Here is a 24,429-nt window from a genome sequence, read left to right as displayed (position 1 = left end):
TACGGTATAATGTTAGAGGATATGACCAATTGTAGTAACTATTATCCAAAAGTATTTTCCACTAAACAAGGAGCTTTACAGTGGTTGTTAAGTGACCAATTGTAAAGCTATATTTTACTTGTATACATTAAGGTCAATTTCCATTATACGAAAGTACTTCAGTTTAATAGCACGTTGATTAGTTTATGATTGTTGAGGAGTGGGTATAGTAGCTAGTGCCTGCTCCAATTATAAATTATAAACGATTGGGTTCAGAAATACATTCCGTTTTAGATAAAGGATGTATTTTATTTGATTAGTTAGAGCAGCAAGCTGTTATGGCTTGCTCTTTTTGTTTTTTTGCCTTTTTAAACTCCACGTGTAGTGATCTGTTAAGTCTTTAGGCAGCTTAAAAGGGCTACACCTCAAAGTGTAGCCCTAATTTATACAAGTCAATTTACCTCAAAGCCTCCAGGGTAATGCTATCTACATTTGATTTCTGACCAACAATTTGTCCCTTATAGAGAAAATAGGCATAGTAAGTTCTGGTTTCAGGTTTTAAAGGATCCATTCTTGCTTTGGTATCTTTCCAGAATGGTCGGGTTATGGTTTCTTCGTATTCCATTTCCTGTTCGCCATAGCTAATTCTGCAAAACAAGCGAATACCATCAAAAATAGATTTTGTATACTTAATGCGAGGAGCACCAGAAACCAACTCTACATGAATTTCAGGCCTTTGAGTATCCGTGTCGATTACACGATGAGTAGAACTCAGTCCAAAATCCTCTAAGATTGCAGGAGTACAGTTGGGATTGTTTTCAAGTGCTTTCCTGAAATTTCGAAAAGCTTTTACGCATAGGGGATGGTTTGTATCATATTCTTTGGTTGTAGCACGCGATTGGGCTTGAATGATGTTTTTCTTTTCACTCAATGCTTTGTCTTTTTGAATTATCGCCGTAAATTCTGCCACTTCTTCATCACTCAGTCCAAGAATAGCTTGATAAACCAGAAGTTTCGCAACAATGTTTTCGCCTTGGGCATTAAATTCGTCTTCGGGTTTCGCAATGTAATCATTTGAAAGTTTAACTTGTGTCATGGTATTTCGCTTTTAGTTCATGTTAAAAAAGAAATTCATAAAACGATCGTTTAATGTTTTGTTATCTAGATGTCGTATAATAAAGTTGAGATGTATTTTTCGAAATGTCAAGAAATAAATCGAATAAAAAATTTATTTAACCATTAAAAAATTTACTTACGTCAGATAAAATAAGGCTTTGAGCATTGTTGAAAAAAGTTGAAATTTTTCTTTTTTAACAGAAAAATGAGCGAAAGTTCTATAAAATTTTTATTTTCTGAACTTCCGTTAAAAGCCTATGTTAATAAAGTGGTGTTTGATTTTTCGAAAATTGAAATTTTCATCGAGTTTAATAAAAGTAAAACATCCGTAAATATTAGACATTTTCGGTTGAGAAAACCAAAAGCCTGTTTTAAGAAGGATTTTTTAATTTAGATATGGTTTTCTAAGATGGTAGGTGAAAATTCCTGAAGTGTGTATGATTAAAAGCTTTTGTGTGTTGTGGTTTGTTTACATAATATCATTAAGTTCATAAATATAATTGGCCAATTGGTTTGTATTTTTTCTAAAATCACCACAAAAATTTCAAAATTCTGAATTTTAAAGCTCAAAAATTTACTATCCTAACTTAGGAAAAGCTTTTCCTAAGCTGGAAAAGTACCAATGGATGTTGGGAAAGTGTTTTCCTAACATAGGAAAACGCCAACGGAAGACAGAAACACATTTTCCTATCGTAGGAAAAGATGTCTGGATGGTAAAAAAAGCATAACGGAAGTTAGGAAAGTGTTTTCCTAAGTCCCGTTGGGCATAAAGGAGCTTAGAAAAAGCATTTTCTGCTTTAGGAAAATGTGTTTCTGTCTTCCGTTGGCTCTAACAAATGTTCCGTACATGTTTTCCTACGATAGGAAAAGCTTAACGGAAAGTTCGTAAGGGTAATTTTATGCTAGTTTAGAATGGAGTTACAATTCTTTTTAAAACAAACACAAATTTGATTTTTTACAATCAATTTCTAAATTTGAGCTCCAACAACCCACTAACTATGACCACTAATCTTTTGTTTCAACGCATAAAATCAGGCGATGCCAAGGCATTCGAGGAACTTTTTAATCAATTGTATCCTTCCATGTGTGTGGTAGCACGCGAATATGTGAAAGATGATGGTGTTGCTGAAGATATTGCGCAGGAAGCTTTTATAAAACTGTGGAATTCCAGGGAAAAGTACGATACTATTTTGTCATTGAAGTCCTTTCTGTATGTCATGGTTAAAAATCTTAGCTTAAATCACCTGAAAAGAGATAAGCTGGGAAATCAGTACACTGATAGCTTAATCAAGGAAGATTTCTTGAATTTTAACAATCAGATTGTTGAGGAAGAAACCTACCGAATTTTACAACAGGCAATTGAAGAATTGCCCAGGAAAAGTGCAAGGGTAATGATGTTGAGCCTTCAAGGATTACAGAACCAGGAAATTGCTGAGCGTTTGGATGTTTCGGTAAATACGGTGAAAACTCTTAAATACAATTCTTTAAAAACTTTAAGAAGCAAGTTGAAAGATTATTTCTTTTTACTGCTTTTGTTGCTAGGAGAAGTATAACAGTTATCAGTTATCAGTTATCAGCAGGTAGCTGGTAGGTTTAAGTATAGAGTTCAAAGTATAAAGTATAAAGTATAAAGTATAAAGTATAAAGCCAGCTTGCAGGTTCCGATTCCTAGTGATATAAAGTTGTGTAAATAACTACGAGTTGTGAAGCTTGCATTACTCTTCGACTCTTCGACTCTTCAAAGCTTTCTGTCCCCTTTGATTATCAATCCATCCTATTAAAATTGCAAGTAATTGTTAAAAAATGTATTTTTTTTTCATCTTGCATTCATCTACTACATTTTTTTGATTGTTTTACTAATAGAAAACGAAAATTCTAAATGGAGAAATTGCACACCGAATATAAAATTGCTCAACTGATTTCGAGAGAACTGATTGATGATCTGACACCTGAAGAGATCCAGGTTTTGGAAAATTGGAAGAACAGTTCTGCTGATAATCAGGAGCTGTACGAAATCATTAAGGCTGGTGAGAAACGAAAACAAAGAGATGCTTTTGTGGAATCATTGAATAAAAAAGCTGCCTGGGATAAGGTTTATCAGGAAATTCAACCGAAGAAAAAGACAATTCGATTGAAAGAATGGAGCCTTCGAATTGCAGCAGTATTGTTCATAGGTGTTTTGCTGGGAGGTCTGTATCATATTTCTACCAAAGATCTTGAGATGGGACAGGATTTGGCCGAAATTCAGATTGAGCCAGGATCATCGAAAGCAGTATTGAAATTGCACAATGGAAAAACTTTGCAGCTGGAAAATGAAGAAAATGATAGCATACTTGAAAAAGATGGAACATTGATCAGCAATAGCAAAGGGAAATTGGCTTATGCATCGGGCAAAGAGAGTGAGAAGGTATTGTACAACCAGGTAAAAGTTCCGGTTGGAGGTGAGTATCAGTTAACTTTGGCCGATGGTACCAAAGTTTGGTTGAACTCTGATTCTGAAATTAAATATCCGGTTCAATTCAATAAGGATAAAAGAAAAGTCTGGATTGCCGGTGAAGTATATTTCGATGTAGCACACAACAAAGAAAAACCATTCGTGGTGGATGTAAGAGATGTTGAGATTGAAGTATTGGGAACTGAGTTTAATGTGGAAGCATACTCGGATCAGAAGTTTATCAGCACAAGTTTGGTAGAAGGAAGTGTGAAATTGAGAAAGAACGCCGAAAGTGTAATCATTAAACCCGATCAGAAAGCTGTTATTGGCGATGATGAAAGACAATTTGCCATTCAAAATGTGGATGCAAAAAGTATAGCACTATGGAAAGATGGAATATTCTATTTTAAGGAGGCTAGCTTGGGAACCATAATGGAGAAACTGGAGCGCTGGTACGATATCAAAGTGTTCTTTAGCAATCAATCTGTGATCAATAAGAGGTTTTCGGTTGAAGTAAAAAGATATGAAGACATTAATAAGATCCTGGATATCCTGTCGAAAACTAAAAAAGTAAATTTTGAAATTAAATCAAATATTATAACGGTAACCAATTAATAATTTGAATAATAAAAAAGAGCAGAGTTTGCTGCAACAATCTCTGCTCAATGTATAAAAACCCAATTCCCTGCAAGGAATTGAATTGTTAAACCCTAAGTACAAATTTATGGAAAAAAATGAAACCCGGAGTTTCTTTCGCAAGAATCTCTACAAACCTTTATTAGCTATGAAATTTACGTTTATGCTAATGGTTTTAAGTGTTGTGCAACTTTCTGCTAGTGTTTATTCGCAGAATACAAGGTTCAACATGGAACTGACAAACCAGACTTTAATCGAGGTTTTTGAGGAAATTCGTAACAATAGTGAATTCTCTTTTGTTTACGATTTAGATGATGTTGAGGGTATTATGGACGTAAATGTATCGGAAAAAGATGCGACTGTTGAAGAAATACTGAACTCATGTTTCGAAAATACCAACCTTACTTATGAAGTGATTGATAAGGTGGTTGTTGTAAAACAAAAGCCTTATGTAGCTCCAAAATCGAAACAACAGGAAAAAAAGGAAATCAAAGGAAGGGTAACCGACGACCAAGGATTGCCTCTTCCAGGAGTATCGGTTGTAATTAAAGGAACTTCGGTGGGGGTTGCAACGGATATTGATGGAAAATATGTTATCGAAGTTGAAAATGACAATTCGGTATTGGTTTTCTCTTTTGTAGGGATGTTGCCACAAGAGATTACTTACAAAGGACAGACAGTGCAAAATGTAAAGCTTACAGCAGACTCGGAACAAATGGCTGAGGTAGTTGTTACAGGATACCAAACCATCAATCGTGAAAGAATGACAGGGAGTGCAAAGGCCATTACCAATCAGGCTATTAAGAATGTTGGTTTTACCTCTGTTGAGGATGCTTTGGAAGGAAGCATATCTGGATTGAATGTGGTTTCAAGTGGAAGACCTGGTGAAGATGCAGATATTCAAATTCGTGGGGTAAACTCATTTACTGGTAATACTAATCCTTTATGGATTGTTGATGGTATGCCTATGATGGGATCGGTACCTGAGGTAAGTGATGGGAATGCTTTAAGAGCTCAAGCTTTAACTTCAGGTATCGGTAATGTAGCTCCAGAAGATATAGAATCAATTACGGTATTGAAAGATGCAGCGGCTTCTGCTATTTATGGAGCGCAGGCAGCCAATGGTGTGATTGTTATTACAACAAAATCTGGTCATTCTGGTAAAACATTTTTTAATGTTACCTCAAATATGACAATTACCGAAAGGCCAAATCCTGAGTTGTTTATGATGAACTCAGCTGAGAAGGTTGAATTTGAGAAAGGCTATTATGAGGATTGGAGCGAGAGACCGTTTCTTGGTAGAGCTGCTGATATTTATAGAGCCATTGAAAATGAAACCATGACCTTAGATGATGCAAATACGGCTTTAGATCAATTGCGTAATACCAATACAAATTGGTTTAAGGAGATATTTAAAACTGCTATAAGTCAGCAACACTCTTTAAGTATGAGTGGCGGAAATGAAAAAACTCAATACTACGTATCGGGGAACTATTTGTCGGAGAAAGGTATCGAGCCTAATAATAAGTTTGATAAGCTTGGGTTAAACATGAAGATTACACACAATCCATCTGAAAAAACCAGAATTACATTTGGATTAACAAGTAATTTAAGAAATACTACAAAAACGGCGAGCGTTATTAATCCATTAACATATGCTATTTATGCTAATCCATATGAAAAACCATATAATGAAGATGGAACATATGCATATGATTTAACCTATCCTTCATCTATTAATACGGTTAATGGGGATGATTATTTTCGTCAGTTCAATGTACTTGAAGATCTGAAAAAGAATACAGATGATTCGCGTTATATTAGTTCAAATATGAATCTGAAATTTGAGTATGAGTTTCTGCCAGGATTAACGTATACTTTACAAGGGGCTTATAATATCAATTCGAACCATAATTCAAAAAAGATTACGCCTGGTACATATTCCGATTATAATACCAACTGGCATCCAGAAATTAGATCTTCATTTTCCTACGACATGCTCCAGGGATCACTAAGAGAAAGTACTAGTAGAGGAAGTGAGTATACACTGCGTAATACCTTGCAGTTTATGAAAGAATTTGAAGGTGGTCATTATGTAACTTTGTTTGGAGGTCAGGAAATTAGACAGACCCAATCGAATACTTTTTTCAACTTTTCTCCTACTTACGATGCAGTGCATGGAATCGGAGGATATCCTGATTTAGATGGATTTGAGGCTGATCGTCTTAATTTGTATGCTCTTGGTGGAACTTCTGAATATGAAGATAAATTATCATCATTCTTTACTAATATGCTGTATTCATATAAGGATAGATATATATTAAGTGGAAGTTTACGTTATGATGGATCTACTTTTGTTGGGAATGCTAACCAATTTACACCTCTTTGGAATGTATCAGGTCGATGGAATATTCATAATGAAGATTTTTTAGAAGGCAGTATAATTTCACTATTGGCGTTAAAAGGAGGGTATGGTTATACAGGAAGTATTGATCGTAATGCTTCACCATATACATTATTACATTTTACAAATGCTAATTACAAGTATGATGGTCAGGTTTTACCAAACAGAATAGACTATCCTAGTAAGAACTTAAAATGGCAAACAAAGAAAGATCGTAATGTTGGAGTGGAAGTAGGGCTTTGGAAGAATAAATTGCAAATTGGAGTGAACTATTTTGATAATATTACTGAAGATGTACTGAACCAAAAGAAACTTGCTGTTTCATCAGGAAGGTCAGGTATCAAAGCAAATGTTGCTTCTATTTCAAATAAAGGCTGGGAGTTTGATATAACTACTACTGTATACGATCGTAATGATTTTACATGGATTTGGCAGGCTAATTTGAACTTATTGGATGATAAAATTTTGCAGTCATTTTACCCTAATTTGGATGATGTTGCGGCCAAAGGACAGGAATATGTTACAGGTTACCCTGTAAAAGGCTGGTATGGATATAAATTTCATAGTATTAATCCATCTGATGGTCATGTATATGTTATAGGTGATGACGGGAAACCTTTTGATATGAAATTGACTCAAAATGTGACTAGAAATATTCAATTGCCAAAAGCTTCATATCTTGGAGATCATACCCCAAGCTACTATGGAGGTATATCTACAACTTTAAAATACAAGCAATTGTCGTTGCGTATTTCAGGAGATTATAAAGGAGGTCATAAAATTATGTCTTTTGGTGCTAACGATAAATTAACTACTTCTAGAAATAAGCAAGCTCACATTTTGGATTCTTGGTCTCAGCCAGGTGATGTGACGAACTATCCTCGTGTTGATTATAATTTTTCAGCTTTTGATAGATATATGATTAATACTGAATTGGAGAATGGTGATTATTTTAGAATTAACATGATTAGTTTGGGCTATATGTTTAAATCTGAATTTGTTAATAGAATTGGATTGAAAAGTGCACGCCTCAACTTTAATGTACGTAATGTGGCAATTTTCTCAAAATACAAAGGTATTGATCCAACACTATTGGGAGTACTTGATTACCCTAATACACGTAAGTATGTGATGTCATTGAATATAGGATTCTAAAAGAATTAAAATAAGTAAAATGAAACGTCTATGATTAAATAATATTAAACTAACATGTGAGATTGATTATTTAATTAATAGTGAGTTCCATCTGATCTAAAATAAAATTATAAACAGATGAAAAAAATAACATATATATTATTGGTTCTTGTTTTGGGTTTTAGCTCTTGTGAGAGCTATCTGGAAGTGGAGCCTAAAAATGTAACTGTAGTTAAAACCTATGATGATGTAAAAACTTTGATGGGCGCATGCCTATCTGAATATACACAGGGTAGTTCAGTTAGTAATGTATCTCCTTTTTATTCTAACGATGATTTCTTTAAAACTTTTATTTATTATTCTGGACAATTAGACGATGCAGTTTACTTGGATAATTGGTGGGGAAGAAATAATAGGGGTATTTTTTATGAATCATTGCAATGGTATAATAAAAACTTCCATTCTAATTTGTGGAATAATCTGTATTCTTCAATTGGCTATTACAACACAGTTCTAGGAGAACTTGATGCCCTTAGTGGCATCACTGAAGATGAAACAAATATTATTCAAGCTGAGGCGAAATTCTTACGTGCCTGGAATCTATTTAAGCTGATGCAGTATTTTTCTCCTTATAATAGAGATGATCTTGGTATACCTGTTAATTTGAATGCCGATGATGTGTTATCTTATAATTCAGAAAGGAAAACACAAACAGAAGTATATGCTATAATTATTAAGGAATTGGAAGATATCCTGTCATATACTACAGAGCCTACTGAGTTTAGCTTATTTTACGATAAGCAATTAGTAAATGCACTATTAGCTAAAGTATATCATTTTAAAGGAGCATCAGGGGCCGGTGTCGAAGGTGATTATGACATGGCTATTGAGTATGCAACTAAGGCTATGGAAGGGAGAAAACTTGCTAATATAGATGAGTTTGATGATTTGTTTGATATTCAGGAATCTGGTGTTGAAAAGGAAAATCATAATGCATTACTCGTTTGTACACCTTTTGGATATTCGAATGAGTATCGAGATGCTGTTCATGGTAATCCTTCCTGGGGACAGCCTAATTATGCAAGTGAAAGACTAAGCCAGCTTATGTCTGATAATGATGTAAGAAATGCATGGGTTAATAATGTAGATAGAAGTATTAATAAATTTAAGAATTTATCTGGCTTGGGAATTAATCCTTATTTCTTTTTTAGAATTGCAGATTTACATTTGATTGTTGCTGAGTCATATGCTAGAAAAGGAGATATGGCAAAAGCTAAAACTTATCTTGAAGAGTTTCAATCAAACAGAATTACTGGCTATACTGAGTTTACAGGAAGCGATGTTCTACAAGAAATTTTGGATGAGCGAAAAAGAGAATTTTGTTTTGAGTTTGATATGCTATGGATGGATATGGTAAGAACAGGTAAAGGTTTTACTCGTCCTGCTATCGATGATGAAGATGTTGAGTCGTATACACTAGAAGATGGTGATTATCGTTTAACACAACCAATTCCTTTTAACTCTGAATTGGAGAATAATAATATTGATCAAAACCCAGGTTGGAACCTTCATTAAATTTTGGAAAGATGAAAAGAATATATTTATATATCACATTAATACTAGCTTTACTTGCTTGTGAAAAGGAGCCTTATGATCGTTTTGAAAATGAATATAATGGTATTGCTAAACTAGAATTGTCGGCTAGTTCAACACATTTATTTACAAATGGAGTCGCGGAAGTCGAATTTGTCTTAAGTGCTTATTATGGAATAGATATTACTGAAAAGTTTTATGGGGATGGCGTGATTAAAGATACCATCTATAGAGATACAGTAAAGTATCGTATGAGAAATTTACCTGAAGGACTAGATATTTATACAGAAAGCGGAGATAAGGTTGAGAATTTTAAGTATTCTACAGAATCGAGTGATTCCGAAGTTACATTTTATGCTAAAAGTGGAGATGTAGAGAGTGAACGTGTTAGTGTGATACTTGAAGCCGCGCCCAAAGAAGAATTAACGGAATATGTTATTCCTGTTGTTTTTCATATGGTTGAAACTGACAGTCAAGAAAAGGCGATTGGTAATTTTAAAGAAGAAAAAGTAAAAGCTGTTATTGAAAGTTTGAATAAAGCTTTTGCTAATACGGCCAAAGCTAATGCACCTCATTCAATTGATCAGAAAGTACGTTTTGAATTGGTTTCAGTAGATCCAACAGGGAATAAGTTAAGCGAGCTAGGTATTAATCGTGTGCAGTTAGGTGATGTAGATGAAGCTGAGGCTTTGTCTTACTTAAATGAGAACTTAATGTGGGATCACAATTTATATTTGAATATTTGGGTGTGTAAAACGAGCCCATGGGCTCAATATTATGACCCTGAAGTTGAAGCTCCAACTCATATTATGGCGGATCCATCAATTATTCCTGGTCTGGATTTGATTCAAGTAGAGGAAGGTGATGCTATAGAAATTACTGATCCAACAGATATCGGTCTTATTTTTGCACCTAGTCATTTTCAGGAAAATAGTACCATTATAGCTAGTATTGGGAAGTATTTTGGGCTTTTACCAACTATTTTTTATACTGGGTGGGGGGCACCTACCGTGGTAGATGGAGATGTTGATTATTGTGCTGATACATATAGTTGGAACCGTGGTTCTATGGGTATTTGGAAAACGACCAAAGATGATAATAAAGTGATGAAGTCTGTTAATATAATGGATGATAATAGTATTGGTTCTGTTGTATCCTATCATCAAGGACAGCGTGTAAGAAATGTGCTTGAGCATTGTCCATTAAGACAATATAGTAATTAAATTTCTTTTAATTGGGTAATATCAAATGATGGTATTACTCAGTTTTTTATGTGCTTATTAAACAATTTTTAATATGATGGAATATTTAGTAGTTATCTTAATTGTTCTGACTGCTGTGCTTTGGATATGGGCTTTGTATGATATCATCTCATCAAGACAAAAAAATAAAACAGGGCTGATTTGGCTATTAGCTATTTTTCTTCTCCCGATGATTGGACCAGTTATTTATTTTCAATTCAAGAAAAGATATTGAATCAATTGTAAGTTGGATAAAAATGCAATTTACTGTGATCTGATTAAATATTCTATTCTTAGAACAAAATCATATAGAATGTATAGAACAATTAAACTATTTGCCTTTATGGCATTGGTAACGCTATTCTCATGTAGCGAAAAAAGTGACAAGTGTATTCTGAAAGGCCAGTTTTCAGAAGGAAACGGAGATGTGATTGTTTATCCATATCAAGAGGTTCATTCGAAAAAAGAAGCTGATAGCTTGAGTTATACAGCAAAGATTGTAGATGGTAAGTTTGAAATAGAATTGGATACAGTATTGGTTTGTAGAACAGTTATTATAAAGATAGATAATCAACGAAAAATCTATTCACTGTTTTCAGAACCTGGTGTAATTACAATTACTGAAAAAGGTGGTAAAGTTTTAGGAGAGGGATCAAGTTTGAATGATGAATACCATCGGATATTGGAACTTGTAAACTACGAGGAGTACAACAATTTAAGGTATAAGAAAGAGCTTAGTGCTAGCGAACAAGCCCTTAAGGATGCTTATGCTACAAACTTGTGGAAGTTAGCCAAAGTTTATCCCAACAGTATTGCATTAAGTAATCTGTTCTATCAAGAATATTTTGGAGCTGATGAAAAAATACTGACTAAAGTAATCAATACTTTTTCAAAGGAAGTTCAAAAAGCATATTATATTCCAAAATTGATTGTACGTCGTGATAATCTATTAAAAGTTGCCATAGGTCAGCAAGCACCTGAGTTTTCATTAAAAAATTGCAATGGAGAAGAAATCTCTCTTGCCAACTACAAAGGAAAATATGTGTTGCTTGATTTTTGGGCCTCATGGTGCGGACCATGTAGAGCCGAGATTCCCAATTTAAAAAACATTTATAAAGATGCTCAACCCAAAGGATTGGAGATGATCAGCATAAGTGTTGATGAAAATGAAAAGGCATGGTTAAAAGCCGTTGAGCAAGAACAAATGCCTTGGGTGCAGGTTCGAGATACAAAATCTGTAAGGGATAAATATGTTCTTCCTTATATTCCTATGATCTTTATAATAGACCCTAGTGGAAAAATCATTGACAAAAAATTACATGGTGAACACTTAAGAAAAAGAGTAGAAGAGATTTTGAAATAAAAGAATCTATAAAAAAGAGGAAAGACCAGTGTAAAAGCTGGTCTTTTTTTTCTTGTGAACTTTGTGAATTAATCGCCCTAGGTTAATTAAGGTTAATATTACACCCTTTATTCATACAGTTAAAATTATCAGATGTTCTCAAAGTAGAAACAAGTTTAATTTTAATAGATAAATCAAATGAAAAAGATTTTAGTATTACTGGTAGCCACTTTCATATGCAGTGGCTTATTCGCACAAGGTATTGAATTCGAGCATGGAACTTTTAATGATGCTTTGGCGAAAGCAAAGAAAGAGAACAAGTTGGTTTTTATGGATTGTTATACCAGCTGGTGTGGTCCGTGTAAGTATTTGGCAAAAACCATTTTTCCACAAAAGGAGGTTGGTGATTACTACAACAAGAACTTTGTGAATGTAAAAATGGACATGGAAAAAGGAGAGGGGGTTGCTTTGTGTAAGAAGTATGGCGTTAGTTCTTTTCCAACTCTACTCTTTATTGATGCCAATGGGAAGGTAGTTCATAAGTTGGTAGGAGGTATGCCAGCTGAAGATTTAATTAAAGGTGGAAAGGCAGCATTGAATCCGGAAATGCGCATTGGAGTATTAAGAGCCAAATATAAATGTGGGAACAGAGATCTGAAATTCTTAATGACTTATTTAAATGCTGTAAAAGCCATATATGACAGGGAGACGATGGCTATTGTTGCCAAAGAAATCATTAGTAAAACCTCATTGGAGAAATACATGAACAAAGAGCAGTTTTATGTGATTTCGGCAGCAAAATTTCCTTACGGATCGAAAGAATTCAAATACCTGTTGAAGAACAAGGACAAGATAAAAGAAATAACAGATAATTATGAATATGCAATTCTGTATGGATCTGCCTATGATAAACACATGCAAAAATTTGCTAAAAAGTGTAAGAGCTTAGAAGAACTGAATAAGGAAGTAGAGAGATGCAATAAAGAATTTCCAATTTATAATATAGGGAATACAAAGAAAAACCTAAAATATACCTATTACATTGCAAACAATCTGTTGCAAACCTGGTATGATGCTAAAGTTAAAGATGCTGAAGTATATAAAGGAGAGAATAGCTATGTATACATCTATCATGGTATGTGCGATGAAATTTTAAGAACTCCAAAATTGGCTGCATCACAGAAAATTGTGGATGATTTTATAAAGATTGCTCAAAATTTTGCTGCAGATAGAGAAAATGGCATTATCATGGGGAATATCATGTTGGCAAAGCTCTACCTACACAAGAAGGATAAGAAGAATGCTGCAAAAGCTTTCGACATTTTCTATACCGAAAATGGCAAAGCTGGTGGTAACAATACTCATCCATCTGTTACGAAATTGAAAGAAGCTATTGACAAATTGTAATCAATAAGGCTTTATCTATTTTGTAAATGAATGAAACAAGAAATTATTCTGAGAGGATAGATGAAATAGAGATGTTGATTAGTATGCGAAGCAGCCACAATTGGGAGTGGCTGTTTTTTTGCATAAAAAATATCCAACAAAATTACTGTCTTCATTTTGTTGGATATTGTAGTATAAGGAAATATTTTAGTTCCAGTTATTGATTACAGTTTATTGAAATATAAAACTGGTAACTCTTTAATTTTTAGGTTCTCTTTAGATAGCCAAACTAAAATCAAGCGCTCGGCAATAAAGCCATAAATGCGTTGGTGATAAGAGCTGTATCCCGTTAGGTCAACTCTTTGTTCTAACTCAAACAAGATTTCGAACAACCATTCCATATAACGATCGAACTCTGGTTTCTTCATTAAGAACATATTACAAGCATAGATTTCATTCTTGCTCATCATGCTATTAAATGCCTGGCTATATTCAGGAAACTTCTCATTGATGATATCACCAACAATATTCAAATCATTATTGGGTCTTCTAATTGCATATTGCTCGCTTACGCTTCGTTTTAACAATCTTAGCTCAGGTAAGATAATGTCATGATCTTCCAGTATCTCTTTGGCGGTAGCAAGATCAAGAATTTGATCTCTTCTTTTTTGAGAATCCTTGGCGTATATTACCCCTTTTCTCTTTTTGCCCAAGCCAATTAGGAACATCATTTTTTGCATTAATTTCTCACACCATGATTTATCGGTTTTCGAGAAATATCTGCGGTAATGTGATAATCCAATGTAGTCATCTTTGGCATTTTTCCACATCCAATACATTCCTGTAGCTTCGCAAAATGAGCCATTTTTATCAGAAATATTATCACCTGTATCGTCGCCAATCATTCCAAGGTCAACTTTCGACATTCCTTTTCCTACATGCAAAGGTTCATATAGGCTATCCTTGCTAAGTTGTTTGGTTGCTTTGTGGTAAGCTACATATATCTTCATTTAACTATTCTTTATTTTGACGTCTAAATTTGTATAGATTCTTAAGAAATTATAAAATTTCTTCTGCCTTTTTTAATGCCGATGCAATTACCTTATCCATGTCGTAATATTTATACTCTCCAAGGCGGCCTCCGAAAATTACTTTCTCATCTGCCTCACCTAAGCTCTTGTACTTTTCGTATAGGGCATTGTTGCGATCATCATTAATTGGATAATATGGTTCCATTCCTTTTTCCCAATCCATTGGATACTCACGAGTAATTACAGTTTGAGGCTGAGTACCAAACTCAAAATGTTTGTGTTCAATGATACGGGTAAATGGCACTTCTCTTTCGGTATAGTTCACTACTGCATTTCCCTGATAGTTATCACAATCCTCTTTCAGTTCATGTTCAAACTTTAAACTTCTATACTCAAGCTGACCATACTGGTAGTCGAAATACTGATCAATCTCCCCAGTATAGATGATTTTATCAGCAATTGATTTGTAATGTTCTTTGTTCTCCAGAAAATCTACTCCCAGTTTTACTTCTGCTCCTTTTAGTAAATTTTCCACCAATACATTGTAACCTCCTTTAGGGATTCCCTGATATGGATCGTTGAAATAATTATTGTTGTAGGTAAATCGGAAGGGTAGTCGTTTGATGATGAATGAAGGAATCTCTGTTGCTGGTCTTCCCCATTGTTTTTCAGTGTATCCTTTGATCAGTTTCTCATAGATATCTTCACCACCAAGAAACAATGCCTGTTCTTCCAAATTGCTCGGTTCTGTATCTTTATATTTTTCTCGTTGTTTATCGATTTCAGCCTTTGCTTCATCAGGTGTGATGGTTCCCCACATCTGGTAGAAAGTATTCATGTTAAAAGGAAGATTATAGATCTTTCCTTTATAATTGGCTAATGGAGAATTCACGTAGTTATTGAAACTCGCAAATTGGTTTACATACTCCCATACCTCTTCGTTGCTGGTGTGAAATATGTGAGCGCCAAATTTGTGTACATTAATTCCAGCACGTTTTTCACAATAAGCATTACCTGCAATATGATCACGTTTTTCAATGACCAATACTTTTTTTCCTTTTTTTATAGCTTGTTGAGCAAATACAGCACCATAAAGACCTGCTCCAACAATTAGATAGTCATACATCCGCATTCAATTTAGAAACCGCACAGTTTGCACCTTTTGATTTAAGCAAATGACGCATTTTACGGTCTGAGTCGATTAATTTCGTCGCAAGATAATCATAAAAAGATTACCTACCAGTAGGTATTCAAAAAGATCACCTGCTTACACTTTATTTATATTGGGAGATTTTTAAAAGAATCATAAAATTCAATAAAACAATGTACTCTGGTTATATTGATTTTTCCATAAATCACATTTTTCCTTCACTTTATGGGATACATGCGTTTAATGTTTTTGCATAGAGGATAATTAATAGGTGTTAGTAATCTATTTGAACTGCAGACAAAAAAAGGAAAGATTTCCTAACGGAGATCTTTCCTTTTTGATTCAAACACAATTTGATTTATTGTCAATTATATTGCCTATTTCTTTTGCGACTTTTGTGTTTTTACTGAATCTAATTTATGAATTTTAGGCATTTTTTTCAAACTATCAAGCGAAATGTAATTGATTCCTGTTGAATCAACAATGATACGAATACCTGTTGTTTTTGAATTTACAATGGTATCGCTACTTGCCCCCAGAATTATTTTACTACCATCCGAAAGAATCAGTGTAGCTTGTCTTTTTCCAGGTTTAATTTTTTCATCCTTATTTGCCAGCACATTATTGCTTATTGGCATACAAAAGGCTAATAGAATAAATACAACAACAAGTTTTTTAATACTTGTTTTGCAGTCTTTACTAGCTTTCTCAATCTTGCCTCTAAAGCCCATAGCACTTTTTTGTGCGACACTCTCTCTCTTCTTCATTTTTCCCCCTTAGCGATTAAGCTGATTACTTGTTTTGAATAATTACAATATAATAACAGTCGATTGTTAGAAATGGGTGAACGAAAAGAAGAAAATATTTGTTAAAAAACCTTTAATTTAAATATTTGAAAGTAAAAAGTGTGATTTAAGTAACAAATTGATAGTTGTGTGATCTGGTTTATGTATACATAAATTTATTCTTGAGAAGAGTATTTGTACTCATTTCCATTTGTATTTACCAAGGGAAGTTTTTTCGCTTTCCAGGCAGATAAACCCCCTTGTAGTTCGTATACATTATTAAATCCTAATTTTACCAAAGCTTTAACAGCAGCAGGACTTCGAAGCTCTTTTCCACAGTATACCATGATTTGATGATCGCGGTGAAGATCCTGAAGTGCCTCTTTAAAATAGCTGAAATCATAAATTAATTTACCTCCCTTAATTCTGGGGTCTGAAATGTATACTTCTCTTGGGCGGATGTCGTAAATTTTAGCACTATCGCAAGTTTGTATCAGTCGATAAAATTCTTCTGCATCTACTAGACCTGTAATGTCTCGATACTGTGCGAAAACTTCGGGAGATTCTGCTGTATTTTGTTTATTGGTTGGTGTATTGTTGTTTTTGTTTGAATCGGTATTATTACAAGCAATAAGAAGAAATGAAAGTGTGAAAGAGTAAAAAAGTTTCATTTGGTGTATGGTTAAATATTAGGATTACAATTATACTAATCTTGGCAAATGAATAGTGAATTGAGAGTAACTTATTCATAAACGATAATCCTTATTTTTTTTGTGTATAAATAAGCATAGTCTACTTTTAGGTTTTAGCAGAATAAATTGGTGTACAGTGTATTTTTTCAGGGGAAATGATCCTGAACGTAAGCTTAAATTGGTATTACCAATATTTTTTTTGGAGAGAATTATTTTTTACATTCGCATTCATCTCATGGCTGTTTAACCCTATTAAAATTAATAAACATGCCACCACTAAAGAGATACAGAGCCCTGAATAGATGATTGCAGAAGAGAGACTATTAAGTAAAAAAATTGCAGAACGAGATAAAAACGCATTTCGATTGTTGTTTGAAACTTATCATGCTCAATTGTTTCGTTTTGCTGAAACTTATGTGTGCTCTCCCGATCTTGCAGAAGATATTGTTCAAGAGGTTTTCATTAAGCTTTGGGAGAATTCACATATTAAAATCTCACGATCGCTTCGTTCCTATCTTTTTTTAATGGTTAAGAATGCCTGTATCGACCATTTGCGATCGGTTAAACTCGAGGATAAAAAGAAGTTAAAATTGGCGGAAGCTCAAATCATATCAGAATCGGTAGGAGTAAATCTTGATTCAGAAGTAAGTTTGAAGATAAAACGAGCAATTGATGAATTACCAGATCAATGTAAAGAGGTATACCGCATGTCTGTGTACAGTGGTTTGAAGCATGCCGAAATTGCTGATGAATTAGATATCTCAGTGAATGCGGTTAAAGTTCAGGTGTATAGAGCGAAAAAACTTCTGAAAAAAAAGCTGTACAGCTTAAAAGAGTTATTGGTATTGTTCTCCCATCTTTTTAAAAGGGTATAGTTTATAGTATTCCTATAAGAAGTAGTTTGCATTAAATCAGAGGGTTAAGGTTTTTTTGAAAAATATTAAAAAAACTTGTTAACCCTTTTTTGATATTCTCGTCTTAAGAGCGAAATAACCCTAAAAACCATTTGTAGACTAGAAATTGGTAAAATTTTAAAATGAAGAATTTAGATTTAGACATTCTCAGAAAAAAGCTTGATGATAGGCTAACTTCTACCGAAGAGGAAAAAATTAACCTTTGGTTGGAATCATCAGCAGATAACAGGGAATATTTCAAAAGAATGAAAAGCTATCATGAAAAACCGCTTGAGGATTTAAGTCTCGAGTCGGTTCCGAATACAACGGATTTATTCATGAAAAGATTAAATAGAAAGTCGCGTATTTCAATATATCACAAAGTACTTCAATATGCAGCAGTAATTGTACTTCCCTTAATGATTGGGGCTGGTCTTTGGTGGTATACCAATGCACAAATGGAACAGCAATTGGCTGAACAAACCCGAATAATAGAGCAGGAGGAAAACAATAGTACTGTTTTAATAACATCAACAGGAAAAACCTATGAGCTGGAATCTGGTATTGAGCAGGCTGTAGTTGAGGACGAGGGTGTGAAGATTAGGAAATATTTGAGAGCAGGGTTGAAATATGAAAAGCCAGAGGTGAAAAATCAAAAGATCGCTTACAATACACTTCGCACTTCAAATAGGAACGATTATCAGGTAGAATTGTCTGATGGAACAGTGGTATATCTGAATTGTAATTCGGAGTTAAGATATCCGATAAGTTTTGGAGAGGGTGATAGAAGAGTTGAATTAAGGGGGGAAGCATTTTTTGATGTTACTAAAACAGGCAAAAGATTTACTGTTGAAGTAAATGATATGGAAGTTGAGGTATTGGGAACTCGATTTAATGTAATGGCCTATGACGATGAGAATTCCATACAAACAACTCTGGTAAGTGGAAAAGTAAAAGTTGCGGTTAATGAGAATGGAATTCGAAAAAGCCTAACTCTTAAGCCTGGAGATCAGGCCAGTTGGTGCCATGAAAATGGAACATTAGAAAGTAAAATCGTGAACACAGATTTATACACAAGTTGGATAGATGGATATTTTAGATTTGAAAACCAACGCTTGGAAGATGTAATGCGAAATATCGCCAGGTGGTATGATGTCAGAGTATTTTATCAAAATCCGGAATTAAAAGACAAGAGACTTACAGGAAAGTTACATAAGGTTGATGATTTTAAAGTGATTTCTAGTATGATAGAAAAGATATCAGGAATTGAAATTGATAAAAACAAAAAAGCAGTAGTAATAAGTATGAGGAAATAAAAGCAAAAAAAATCGGAGACTGCGCCAACAATTTCCGATTTCTATACAGATAATGAATACCGTGGAGGGTATTCCATGTTTAATTACCTATTTACAAATGTATGAAAAAAATCTTTTTTCAGAACGCATTCACTTTTTTTATAAGGTGGATGAGAATGTTACGTACCATGAGAAATGTGATGGTTTTAATTATTGCGTTTGCATTTCAGGCAAATGCAGGAATTTTTTCTCAAAGTCGGATTAACGTAAAACTTCAAAATTCCGACATTGAAGATCTAATAAAAGTTATTGAAGAGCAAACTGATTTGGGCTTTTTATACGATGCCTCTCAGTTGAAGGGTGTAGATCCTATTTCGGTAGATGCTCAAAATGAACTAGTCGAGAATATTCTTGATGAGGCACTTGAAAACACAGGCTTAGGCTATGAGGTGGAACATAAAACCATCCTGATTAAAGTGTTGGATACAGACCTCAATAGTAATTCTCAGGAAAAGCGAAAAATTAGAGGAAATGTAGTTGATGATGGAAAGGTTCCATTGCCAGGTGTTTCGGTTATTATTAAAGGAACCACAATTGGAGTAACAACCGATTTTGATGGTAACTATGAGATTGATGTTCCTGCCGATAAAAATACTTTGGTATTTTCTTTTGTAGGGATGACCCCAAAAGAATATGCGCTTAAAGAAGGTGAAACAAAGGTCAATATTACTCTTGAAAGTCAGTCGGAGCAAATTGGTGAAGTGGTTGTAACTACAGGGTATCAAAAGATCGATCGTAAACTTTTTGCTGGATCGGCAACCAAATTGAATGCTGAGGATACTAAGATTGAAGGGATTGTTGATGTTAGTAGAATGATTGAAGGTCGTTCGGCAGGTGTTCAGGTACAGAATGTATCAGGAACATTTGGAGCAGCTCCTAAGATTCGTGTTCGTGGTGCTTCATCTATCTATGGTGATCAAAAACCACTATGGGTAATTGATGGTGTTGTATTGGAGGATGTTGTAGATGTATCAGCGGACGATCTTTCGTCTGGAGATGCAGAAACTTTGATTAGTTCTTCAGTTGCAGGTATTAACTCTGATGATATTGAAAGTTTTCAGATATTGAAAGATGCTGCAGCAACAGCTTTGTACGGTGCACGCGCTATGAATGGTGTAATTGTGATTACCACCAAAAAAGGTAAAGCTGGTAAAACAAGAATCAACTATACTTCTAACTGGACAGTGAAGTTGAAGCCAACTTACGATGATTACAACATCATGAATTCCAAGGATCAGATGGAAGTATATTTGCAGATGCAAGACAAAGGTTGGTTGAATCATGCTGATATGGCCAGAAGATCGAGTGGTGGAGTTTTCTTAAAAATGTATGATCTAATTAATTCTTACGATCCGGAAACTGGATTTGGTTTGCAAAATACTCCTGAGGCTCGTGCTAATTTCTTGCGTAAATATGAAATGGCTAATACCGATTGGTTTGATATTTTATTCAATAACTCAATTGCTCAAGAACATTCGGTAAGTCTGTCTAGTGGAAATGAAAAGTCACAAACTTACGTTTCTACAAGTTTTTACAATGACGAAGGTTGGGCAAAATCTTCAAAAGTAAAACGTTATACTGCTAACTTTAAAAATACCATACAGCTAAACGACAAGCTTAAAATCGGTTTCAGTACTGTTGGATCTATTCGTGAGCAAGATGCACCGGGAACAGTTCAACGTGTTGACAATGTATTTGAAGGAGCATATTCTCGCTCGTTTGATATCAACCCATTTTCTTATGCTATAAATGCATCGCGTACCATGCGTGCTTTCGATGATAATGGTAACCTGGAATTCTACAAACGCGATTTTGCACCATTCAATATTCTGCATGAGTTAGAGCACAACAAAATTGAGCTAAACATGCTGGATCTGAAATTGCAAGCTGATTTGGAATACAAATTCAATAAGAATTTGGTTTACAATTTTATTGGGTCTTTGCGCTACGTAAAATCTACAAGAGAGCACCGTATTACCGAAGAAAGTAATTTTGCAATGGCTCATCGTATGGCTCAGGATGCAACTATTCGAAAAAGAAACCAATTATTGTATACAGATCCGGACAATCCGAATGCAGAGCCAGTAGTGGTTTTACCTGAAGGTGGATTTTACGATCGTCATGAAAACTACCTGAAGAGTACCTACATCAGAAATACCTTGAATTTCAATAAGACTTTTAATGAAACACATTTGGTAAATATGATGTTTGGTCAGGAGATTAAATCATCCGACAGACAAAGCTATTACAATAATGGTCCCGGTTACCAATACAATTCAGGTGGAGTTCCATTTATCGATTACAGATACTACAAGCAAGCATTGGAGTACAATAAGGAAATCTATAATATGGGATGGACTTACGATAGATACATTGCATTCTTTACGAATCTTGCGTACTCGTATAAAGGAAAATATACCATTAATGGTACAGCTCGTGTCGATGGATCTAACCAGTTGGGTAAAAAGAAAAGTTCTCGTTGGTTGCCAACCTGGAATATTTCTGGTTCGTGGAACATTAGCGAGGAAGATTGGATGCAGGATCAGGATGTGATTTCTATGTTGAAATTACGCGCAACTTACGGTTTGACCGCTTCTATGGGGATGGCTAAAAATTCAACGGCAATTCTAATGAACCAGGTTACCAATCGTCCATACTTATCGGAAAAAGAAACTGGTATTGAAATTCAAACTTTAGAGAATGAAGATCTTACATGGGAAAAACAATATGAAACCAATGTGGGTATTGATTTAGGTTTGTTTAATAATCGCATAAGTGTTATAACTGATGCATACTACCGTAAAGGTTTCGATTTAATTGGCTTGGTTAAAACTTCAGGTGTAGGTGGTGAAGGTTACAAATTTGGTAATTATGCCGATATGACTTCGAAAGGGATAGAGTTTACCTTAAATACCAGAAATGTAAAAACCGATGATTTTAGCTGGACATCTAACTTAACTTTCTCATACAATAAGAATGAAATTACTGAATTAAAAAGTGAACCACGCGTTTATGATTTGGTGAAGGCAGAAGGTGGTGCTTTAGAAGGAGGAGAAGTACGTGCTTTGTATTCAATTCCATTCGCAGGATTAGATGAGTATGGTATTCCACAATTCTATGGTGAAGATGGAGAAATTACCCAAGAAATTAATCTTCAGTCTAATAATGTAGATTATCTTAAAAAAGAAGGCCCCATTGATCCTAAGGTTACAGGTGGTTTAGATAATACTTTTAAATACAAAAACTGGTCATTAAATGTATTTGTATCCTATGCTGCTGGTAACAAGATTCGATTGAATCCAATTTTTAAAGCTCAGTACAACGATATGGATGCCATGTCAAATGAATTCAAGAATCGTTGGACCATGTTTGGAGATGAAGAATACACCAATATTCCTACAATTTTGAGTCAAAGACAAGAGGCTGGATTGTACGATTATCCAATGAGTTATTACAACTACAGTACAGCACGTGTTGCCGATGGTGATTTTATAAGATTAAAATCAGTAGCCTTGAAGTATATGTTACCAAAGAGTTTAGTGAGCAGAATTGGTTTTGCGGATGCTTCTTTAAAATTACAAGCGACCAACTTGTGGTTGATTTATTCGGATGACAAGTTGTATGGACAGGATCCTGAATTTTATAGTTCAGGCGGGGTAGCAATGCCACAGCCAAAACAATTTACAATGACATTGAAAGTTGGATTTTAAACCAAATGAAGATGAAGATATTATATAAAAGTTTAGCAATAATACTAACAGGAATTAGTTTGGTTTCCTGTAACGATTACCTGGATAAACTTCCTGATAACAGAACAGAGTTAGAAGATAAAGAACAAATTGGAAAGCTTTTGGTGAATGCTTACCCAAAAACCAGTTATGCTTCTTTATGCGAGGTAATGTCAGATAATGCTGGTGATAAGGGTATGGATTCATACAATACCCAAACCAACGAAGAAACCTACAAGTATGTAGAAAACTTTAGTGAAGAAGGACAGAATACACCAATTTTCTATTGGAACTATGCTTATACAGCAATTGCACATGCTAATCAGGCATTAGAGAAAATTGAGGAATTGGAAGAAGCCGGAGCAACCGATTTGGATTCTTACAAAGGAGAAGCTTTGGTTTGTAGAGCCTATACACATTTTATGTTGGTTAATTTATTTGCGCCACATTATAGCGAAACTACCGCAGCTTCCGATTTAGGAGTACCTTATGTAGAAGAAGTTGAAAAAGTGTTGGTGAAAGAGTACAAGAGGCATACTGTAGCACAAGTTTATGAGAAAGTAGAGAGAGACTTGTTGGAAGGTATGGCTATGTTGAATGATACTCGTTACGATGTGCCAAAGTACCATTTTACAACAAATGCTGCCAAAGCTTTTGCTTCTCGTTTTTACTTGTGGAGAGAAAGAGATGCTAATGATTTGGCGATGTCTATGGATTATGCCAATGAAGTTTTAGGAGCCAATCCTGCTGCACTCCTTCGCGATATCAACGGGTTTTACAGTGAGGCTAGTTATTACGATAAAGAAGCACAGTATACCAAGGCAGAGGAAACTCCAAACTTGTTGTTGAGCGAGTGTATCGATAACTGGGGATACCTTTATCCATTTTGGAGATTCTCATTAACCGGACCTCTTAATCAGAAGATCTTTATGAGTACAGGAAACTTAAAATGGGGTTTAACCTATGCTCATCTGATACATGGTGGTAACGATTATGCACATTTCCCTAAATGGAGAAATCATGAAATTAAGGACAATCCAAACTCAGATTCTTTTGTGCCATCATTTATGATGCCATTGTTTACTACAGATGAGTTGATTTATAACCGTTTGGAGGCACATATTAAATTGGGAGAATTGGATGCTGCCATCGATGATTTCAATATTATTCTTAGTCAGAAAGTAGATGATATGTTTGGAGCAGTAGAAGTTACCAAATACGACATCAACCATTACTATACAACAGGAGAACAGGTTTTCTTTCCTCCTTTTAATCCTCCTACATACGAAACCGATGAAGAAATTGCCGAATTGACAGGTTCTATGACTCAATATTATCTTGACTTGAAGAGAAAAGACTTTATTCATGAGGGCATGCGTTGGTTTGATATCAGAAGATTTGACCTGGAAGTTATTCATGAAACAGCAGATGGAGAGACTTATAAATTAGAGGCTAAGGATTCTAAAAAGACTTTACAAATTCCGGCTATTGCAGTAGCTAATGGTTTGCAACCTAATAAAAGAGATTGAT

17 protein-coding genes are annotated in these 24,429 nt (G+C 34.6%); 12 read left to right on the top strand and 5 right to left on the bottom strand.

From position 1 onward, the window contains the following. Positions 1-436: 436 nt before the first annotated feature. The gene (locus DF185_RS03935) at positions 437-1,075 is read right to left on the bottom strand and encodes a hypothetical protein (protein ID WP_110359399.1); all 639 of its coding nucleotides are present in this window, start codon (positions 1,073-1,075) and stop codon (positions 437-439) included. Positions 1,076-2,093: 1,018 nt separating this feature from the next. Between DF185_RS03935 and DF185_RS03925 the strand changes: the two genes are divergently transcribed. The 8 genes from DF185_RS03925 (at position 2,094) to DF185_RS03890 (ending at position 13,286) form a co-directional block, all read left to right on the top strand. Next, positions 2,094-2,648: an RNA polymerase sigma factor gene (locus DF185_RS03925; RefSeq protein WP_110359397.1), complete on the top strand. Its 555-nt coding sequence runs from the start codon at positions 2,094-2,096 to the stop codon at positions 2,646-2,648. A 326-nt stretch (positions 2,649-2,974) separates the two neighbouring features. Next, positions 2,975-4,144, top strand: a complete 1,170-nt coding sequence (locus tag DF185_RS03920) for a FecR family protein (protein ID WP_110359396.1) — start codon at positions 2,975-2,977, stop codon at positions 4,142-4,144. A 169-nt stretch (positions 4,145-4,313) separates the two neighbouring features. Beyond that, positions 4,314-7,724, top strand: a complete 3,411-nt coding sequence (locus DF185_RS03915) for a SusC/RagA family TonB-linked outer membrane protein (protein WP_165835938.1) — start codon at positions 4,314-4,316, stop codon at positions 7,722-7,724. Between the two features lie 117 nt (positions 7,725-7,841). After that, positions 7,842-9,278, top strand: coding sequence for a RagB/SusD family nutrient uptake outer membrane protein (locus DF185_RS03910; protein ID WP_110359394.1), 1,437 nt, complete (start codon positions 7,842-7,844; stop codon positions 9,276-9,278). Positions 9,279-9,289: 11 nt separating this feature from the next. Then, positions 9,290-10,519, top strand: a complete 1,230-nt coding sequence (locus tag DF185_RS03905; RefSeq protein WP_133249945.1) for a zinc metalloprotease — start codon at positions 9,290-9,292, stop codon at positions 10,517-10,519. 73 nt (positions 10,520-10,592) lie between these two features. Next, positions 10,593-10,772, top strand: coding sequence for a PLDc N-terminal domain-containing protein (locus DF185_RS24150; protein ID WP_110359392.1), 180 nt, complete (start codon positions 10,593-10,595; stop codon positions 10,770-10,772). Positions 10,773-10,850: 78 nt separating this feature from the next. After that, complete coding sequence (locus DF185_RS03895) at positions 10,851-11,900, top strand: TlpA disulfide reductase family protein (protein ID WP_110359391.1); 1,050 nt, start codon at positions 10,851-10,853, stop codon at positions 11,898-11,900. 177 nt (positions 11,901-12,077) lie between these two features. Continuing rightward, positions 12,078-13,286, top strand: a complete 1,209-nt coding sequence (locus tag DF185_RS03890) for a thioredoxin family protein (RefSeq protein WP_110359390.1) — start codon at positions 12,078-12,080, stop codon at positions 13,284-13,286. A 203-nt stretch (positions 13,287-13,489) separates the two neighbouring features. On the opposite strand, the gene DF185_RS03885 is transcribed toward DF185_RS03890, so the two are convergent. The 4 genes from DF185_RS03885 to DF185_RS03870 all read right to left on the bottom strand — a co-directional run bounded on the left by DF185_RS03885 (position 13,490) and on the right by DF185_RS03870 (position 16,902). After that, positions 13,490-14,275: a DUF4422 domain-containing protein gene (locus DF185_RS03885; RefSeq protein ID WP_110359389.1), complete on the bottom strand. Its 786-nt coding sequence runs from the start codon at positions 14,273-14,275 to the stop codon at positions 13,490-13,492. Between the two features lie 49 nt (positions 14,276-14,324). After that, a complete protein-coding gene (glf, locus tag DF185_RS03880) occupies positions 14,325-15,422 on the bottom strand; it encodes a UDP-galactopyranose mutase (RefSeq protein ID WP_110359388.1) in 1,098 nt (365 codons plus the stop codon). A 401-nt stretch (positions 15,423-15,823) separates the two neighbouring features. Next, a complete protein-coding gene (locus DF185_RS03875) occupies positions 15,824-16,213 on the bottom strand; it encodes a hypothetical protein (RefSeq protein WP_110359387.1) in 390 nt (129 codons plus the stop codon). A gap of 194 nt (positions 16,214-16,407) precedes the next feature. After that, the gene (locus tag DF185_RS03870) at positions 16,408-16,902 is read right to left on the bottom strand and encodes a rhodanese-like domain-containing protein (RefSeq protein WP_110359386.1); all 495 of its coding nucleotides are present in this window, start codon (positions 16,900-16,902) and stop codon (positions 16,408-16,410) included. A 323-nt stretch (positions 16,903-17,225) separates the two neighbouring features. Between DF185_RS03870 and DF185_RS03865 the strand changes: the two genes are divergently transcribed. The 4 genes from DF185_RS03865 (at position 17,226) to DF185_RS03850 (ending at position 24,428) form a co-directional block, all read left to right on the top strand. Then, a complete protein-coding gene (locus tag DF185_RS03865; protein ID WP_110359385.1) occupies positions 17,226-17,798 on the top strand; it encodes an RNA polymerase sigma-70 factor in 573 nt (190 codons plus the stop codon). A 161-nt stretch (positions 17,799-17,959) separates the two neighbouring features. Then, a complete protein-coding gene (locus tag DF185_RS03860) occupies positions 17,960-19,132 on the top strand; it encodes a FecR family protein (protein WP_110359384.1) in 1,173 nt (390 codons plus the stop codon). Positions 19,133-19,233: 101 nt separating this feature from the next. After that, positions 19,234-22,881, top strand: coding sequence for a SusC/RagA family TonB-linked outer membrane protein (locus tag DF185_RS03855; RefSeq protein WP_207784568.1), 3,648 nt, complete (start codon positions 19,234-19,236; stop codon positions 22,879-22,881). A gap of 11 nt (positions 22,882-22,892) precedes the next feature. Continuing rightward, a complete protein-coding gene (locus DF185_RS03850; RefSeq protein ID WP_165835937.1) occupies positions 22,893-24,428 on the top strand; it encodes a RagB/SusD family nutrient uptake outer membrane protein in 1,536 nt (511 codons plus the stop codon). The last annotated feature ends 1 nt before the right edge of the window (position 24,429 follow it).

The sequence above is a fragment of the Marinifilum breve genome (assembly GCF_003202155.1).
Taxonomy (GTDB): Bacteria; Bacteroidota; Bacteroidia; order Bacteroidales; family Marinifilaceae; genus Marinifilum; species Marinifilum breve.
Note: the sequence above shows the minus strand (reverse complement) of the source record. Positions and strands in the feature narration are given on the sequence as shown.

Coding starts and splice junctions, on each gene's coding strand:
- DF185_RS03935 (WP_110359399.1), bottom strand. CDS start 1,075: ATGACACAAGTTAAACTTTCAAATGATTACATTGCGAAACCCGAAGAC.
- DF185_RS03925 (WP_110359397.1), top strand. CDS start 2,094: ATGACCACTAATCTTTTGTTTCAACGCATAAAATCAGGCGATGCCAAG.
- DF185_RS03920 (WP_110359396.1), top strand. CDS start 2,975: ATGGAGAAATTGCACACCGAATATAAAATTGCTCAACTGATTTCGAGA.
- DF185_RS03915 (WP_165835938.1), top strand. CDS start 4,314: ATGAAATTTACGTTTATGCTAATGGTTTTAAGTGTTGTGCAACTTTCT.
- DF185_RS03910 (WP_110359394.1), top strand. CDS start 7,842: ATGAAAAAAATAACATATATATTATTGGTTCTTGTTTTGGGTTTTAGC.
- DF185_RS03905 (WP_133249945.1), top strand. CDS start 9,290: ATGAAAAGAATATATTTATATATCACATTAATACTAGCTTTACTTGCT.
- DF185_RS24150 (WP_110359392.1), top strand. CDS start 10,593: ATGATGGAATATTTAGTAGTTATCTTAATTGTTCTGACTGCTGTGCTT.
- DF185_RS03895 (WP_110359391.1), top strand. CDS start 10,851: ATGTATAGAACAATTAAACTATTTGCCTTTATGGCATTGGTAACGCTA.
- DF185_RS03890 (WP_110359390.1), top strand. CDS start 12,078: ATGAAAAAGATTTTAGTATTACTGGTAGCCACTTTCATATGCAGTGGC.
- DF185_RS03885 (WP_110359389.1), bottom strand. CDS start 14,275: ATGAAGATATATGTAGCTTACCACAAAGCAACCAAACAACTTAGCAAG.
- glf (WP_110359388.1), bottom strand. CDS start 15,422: ATGTATGACTATCTAATTGTTGGAGCAGGTCTTTATGGTGCTGTATTT.
- DF185_RS03875 (WP_110359387.1), bottom strand. CDS start 16,213: ATGAAGAAGAGAGAGAGTGTCGCACAAAAAAGTGCTATGGGCTTTAGA.
- DF185_RS03870 (WP_110359386.1), bottom strand. CDS start 16,902: ATGAAACTTTTTTACTCTTTCACACTTTCATTTCTTCTTATTGCTTGT.
- DF185_RS03865 (WP_110359385.1), top strand. CDS start 17,226: ATGATTGCAGAAGAGAGACTATTAAGTAAAAAAATTGCAGAACGAGAT.
- DF185_RS03860 (WP_110359384.1), top strand. CDS start 17,960: ATGAAGAATTTAGATTTAGACATTCTCAGAAAAAAGCTTGATGATAGG.
- DF185_RS03855 (WP_207784568.1), top strand. CDS start 19,234: ATGAAAAAAATCTTTTTTCAGAACGCATTCACTTTTTTTATAAGGTGG.
- DF185_RS03850 (WP_165835937.1), top strand. CDS start 22,893: ATGAAGATATTATATAAAAGTTTAGCAATAATACTAACAGGAATTAGT.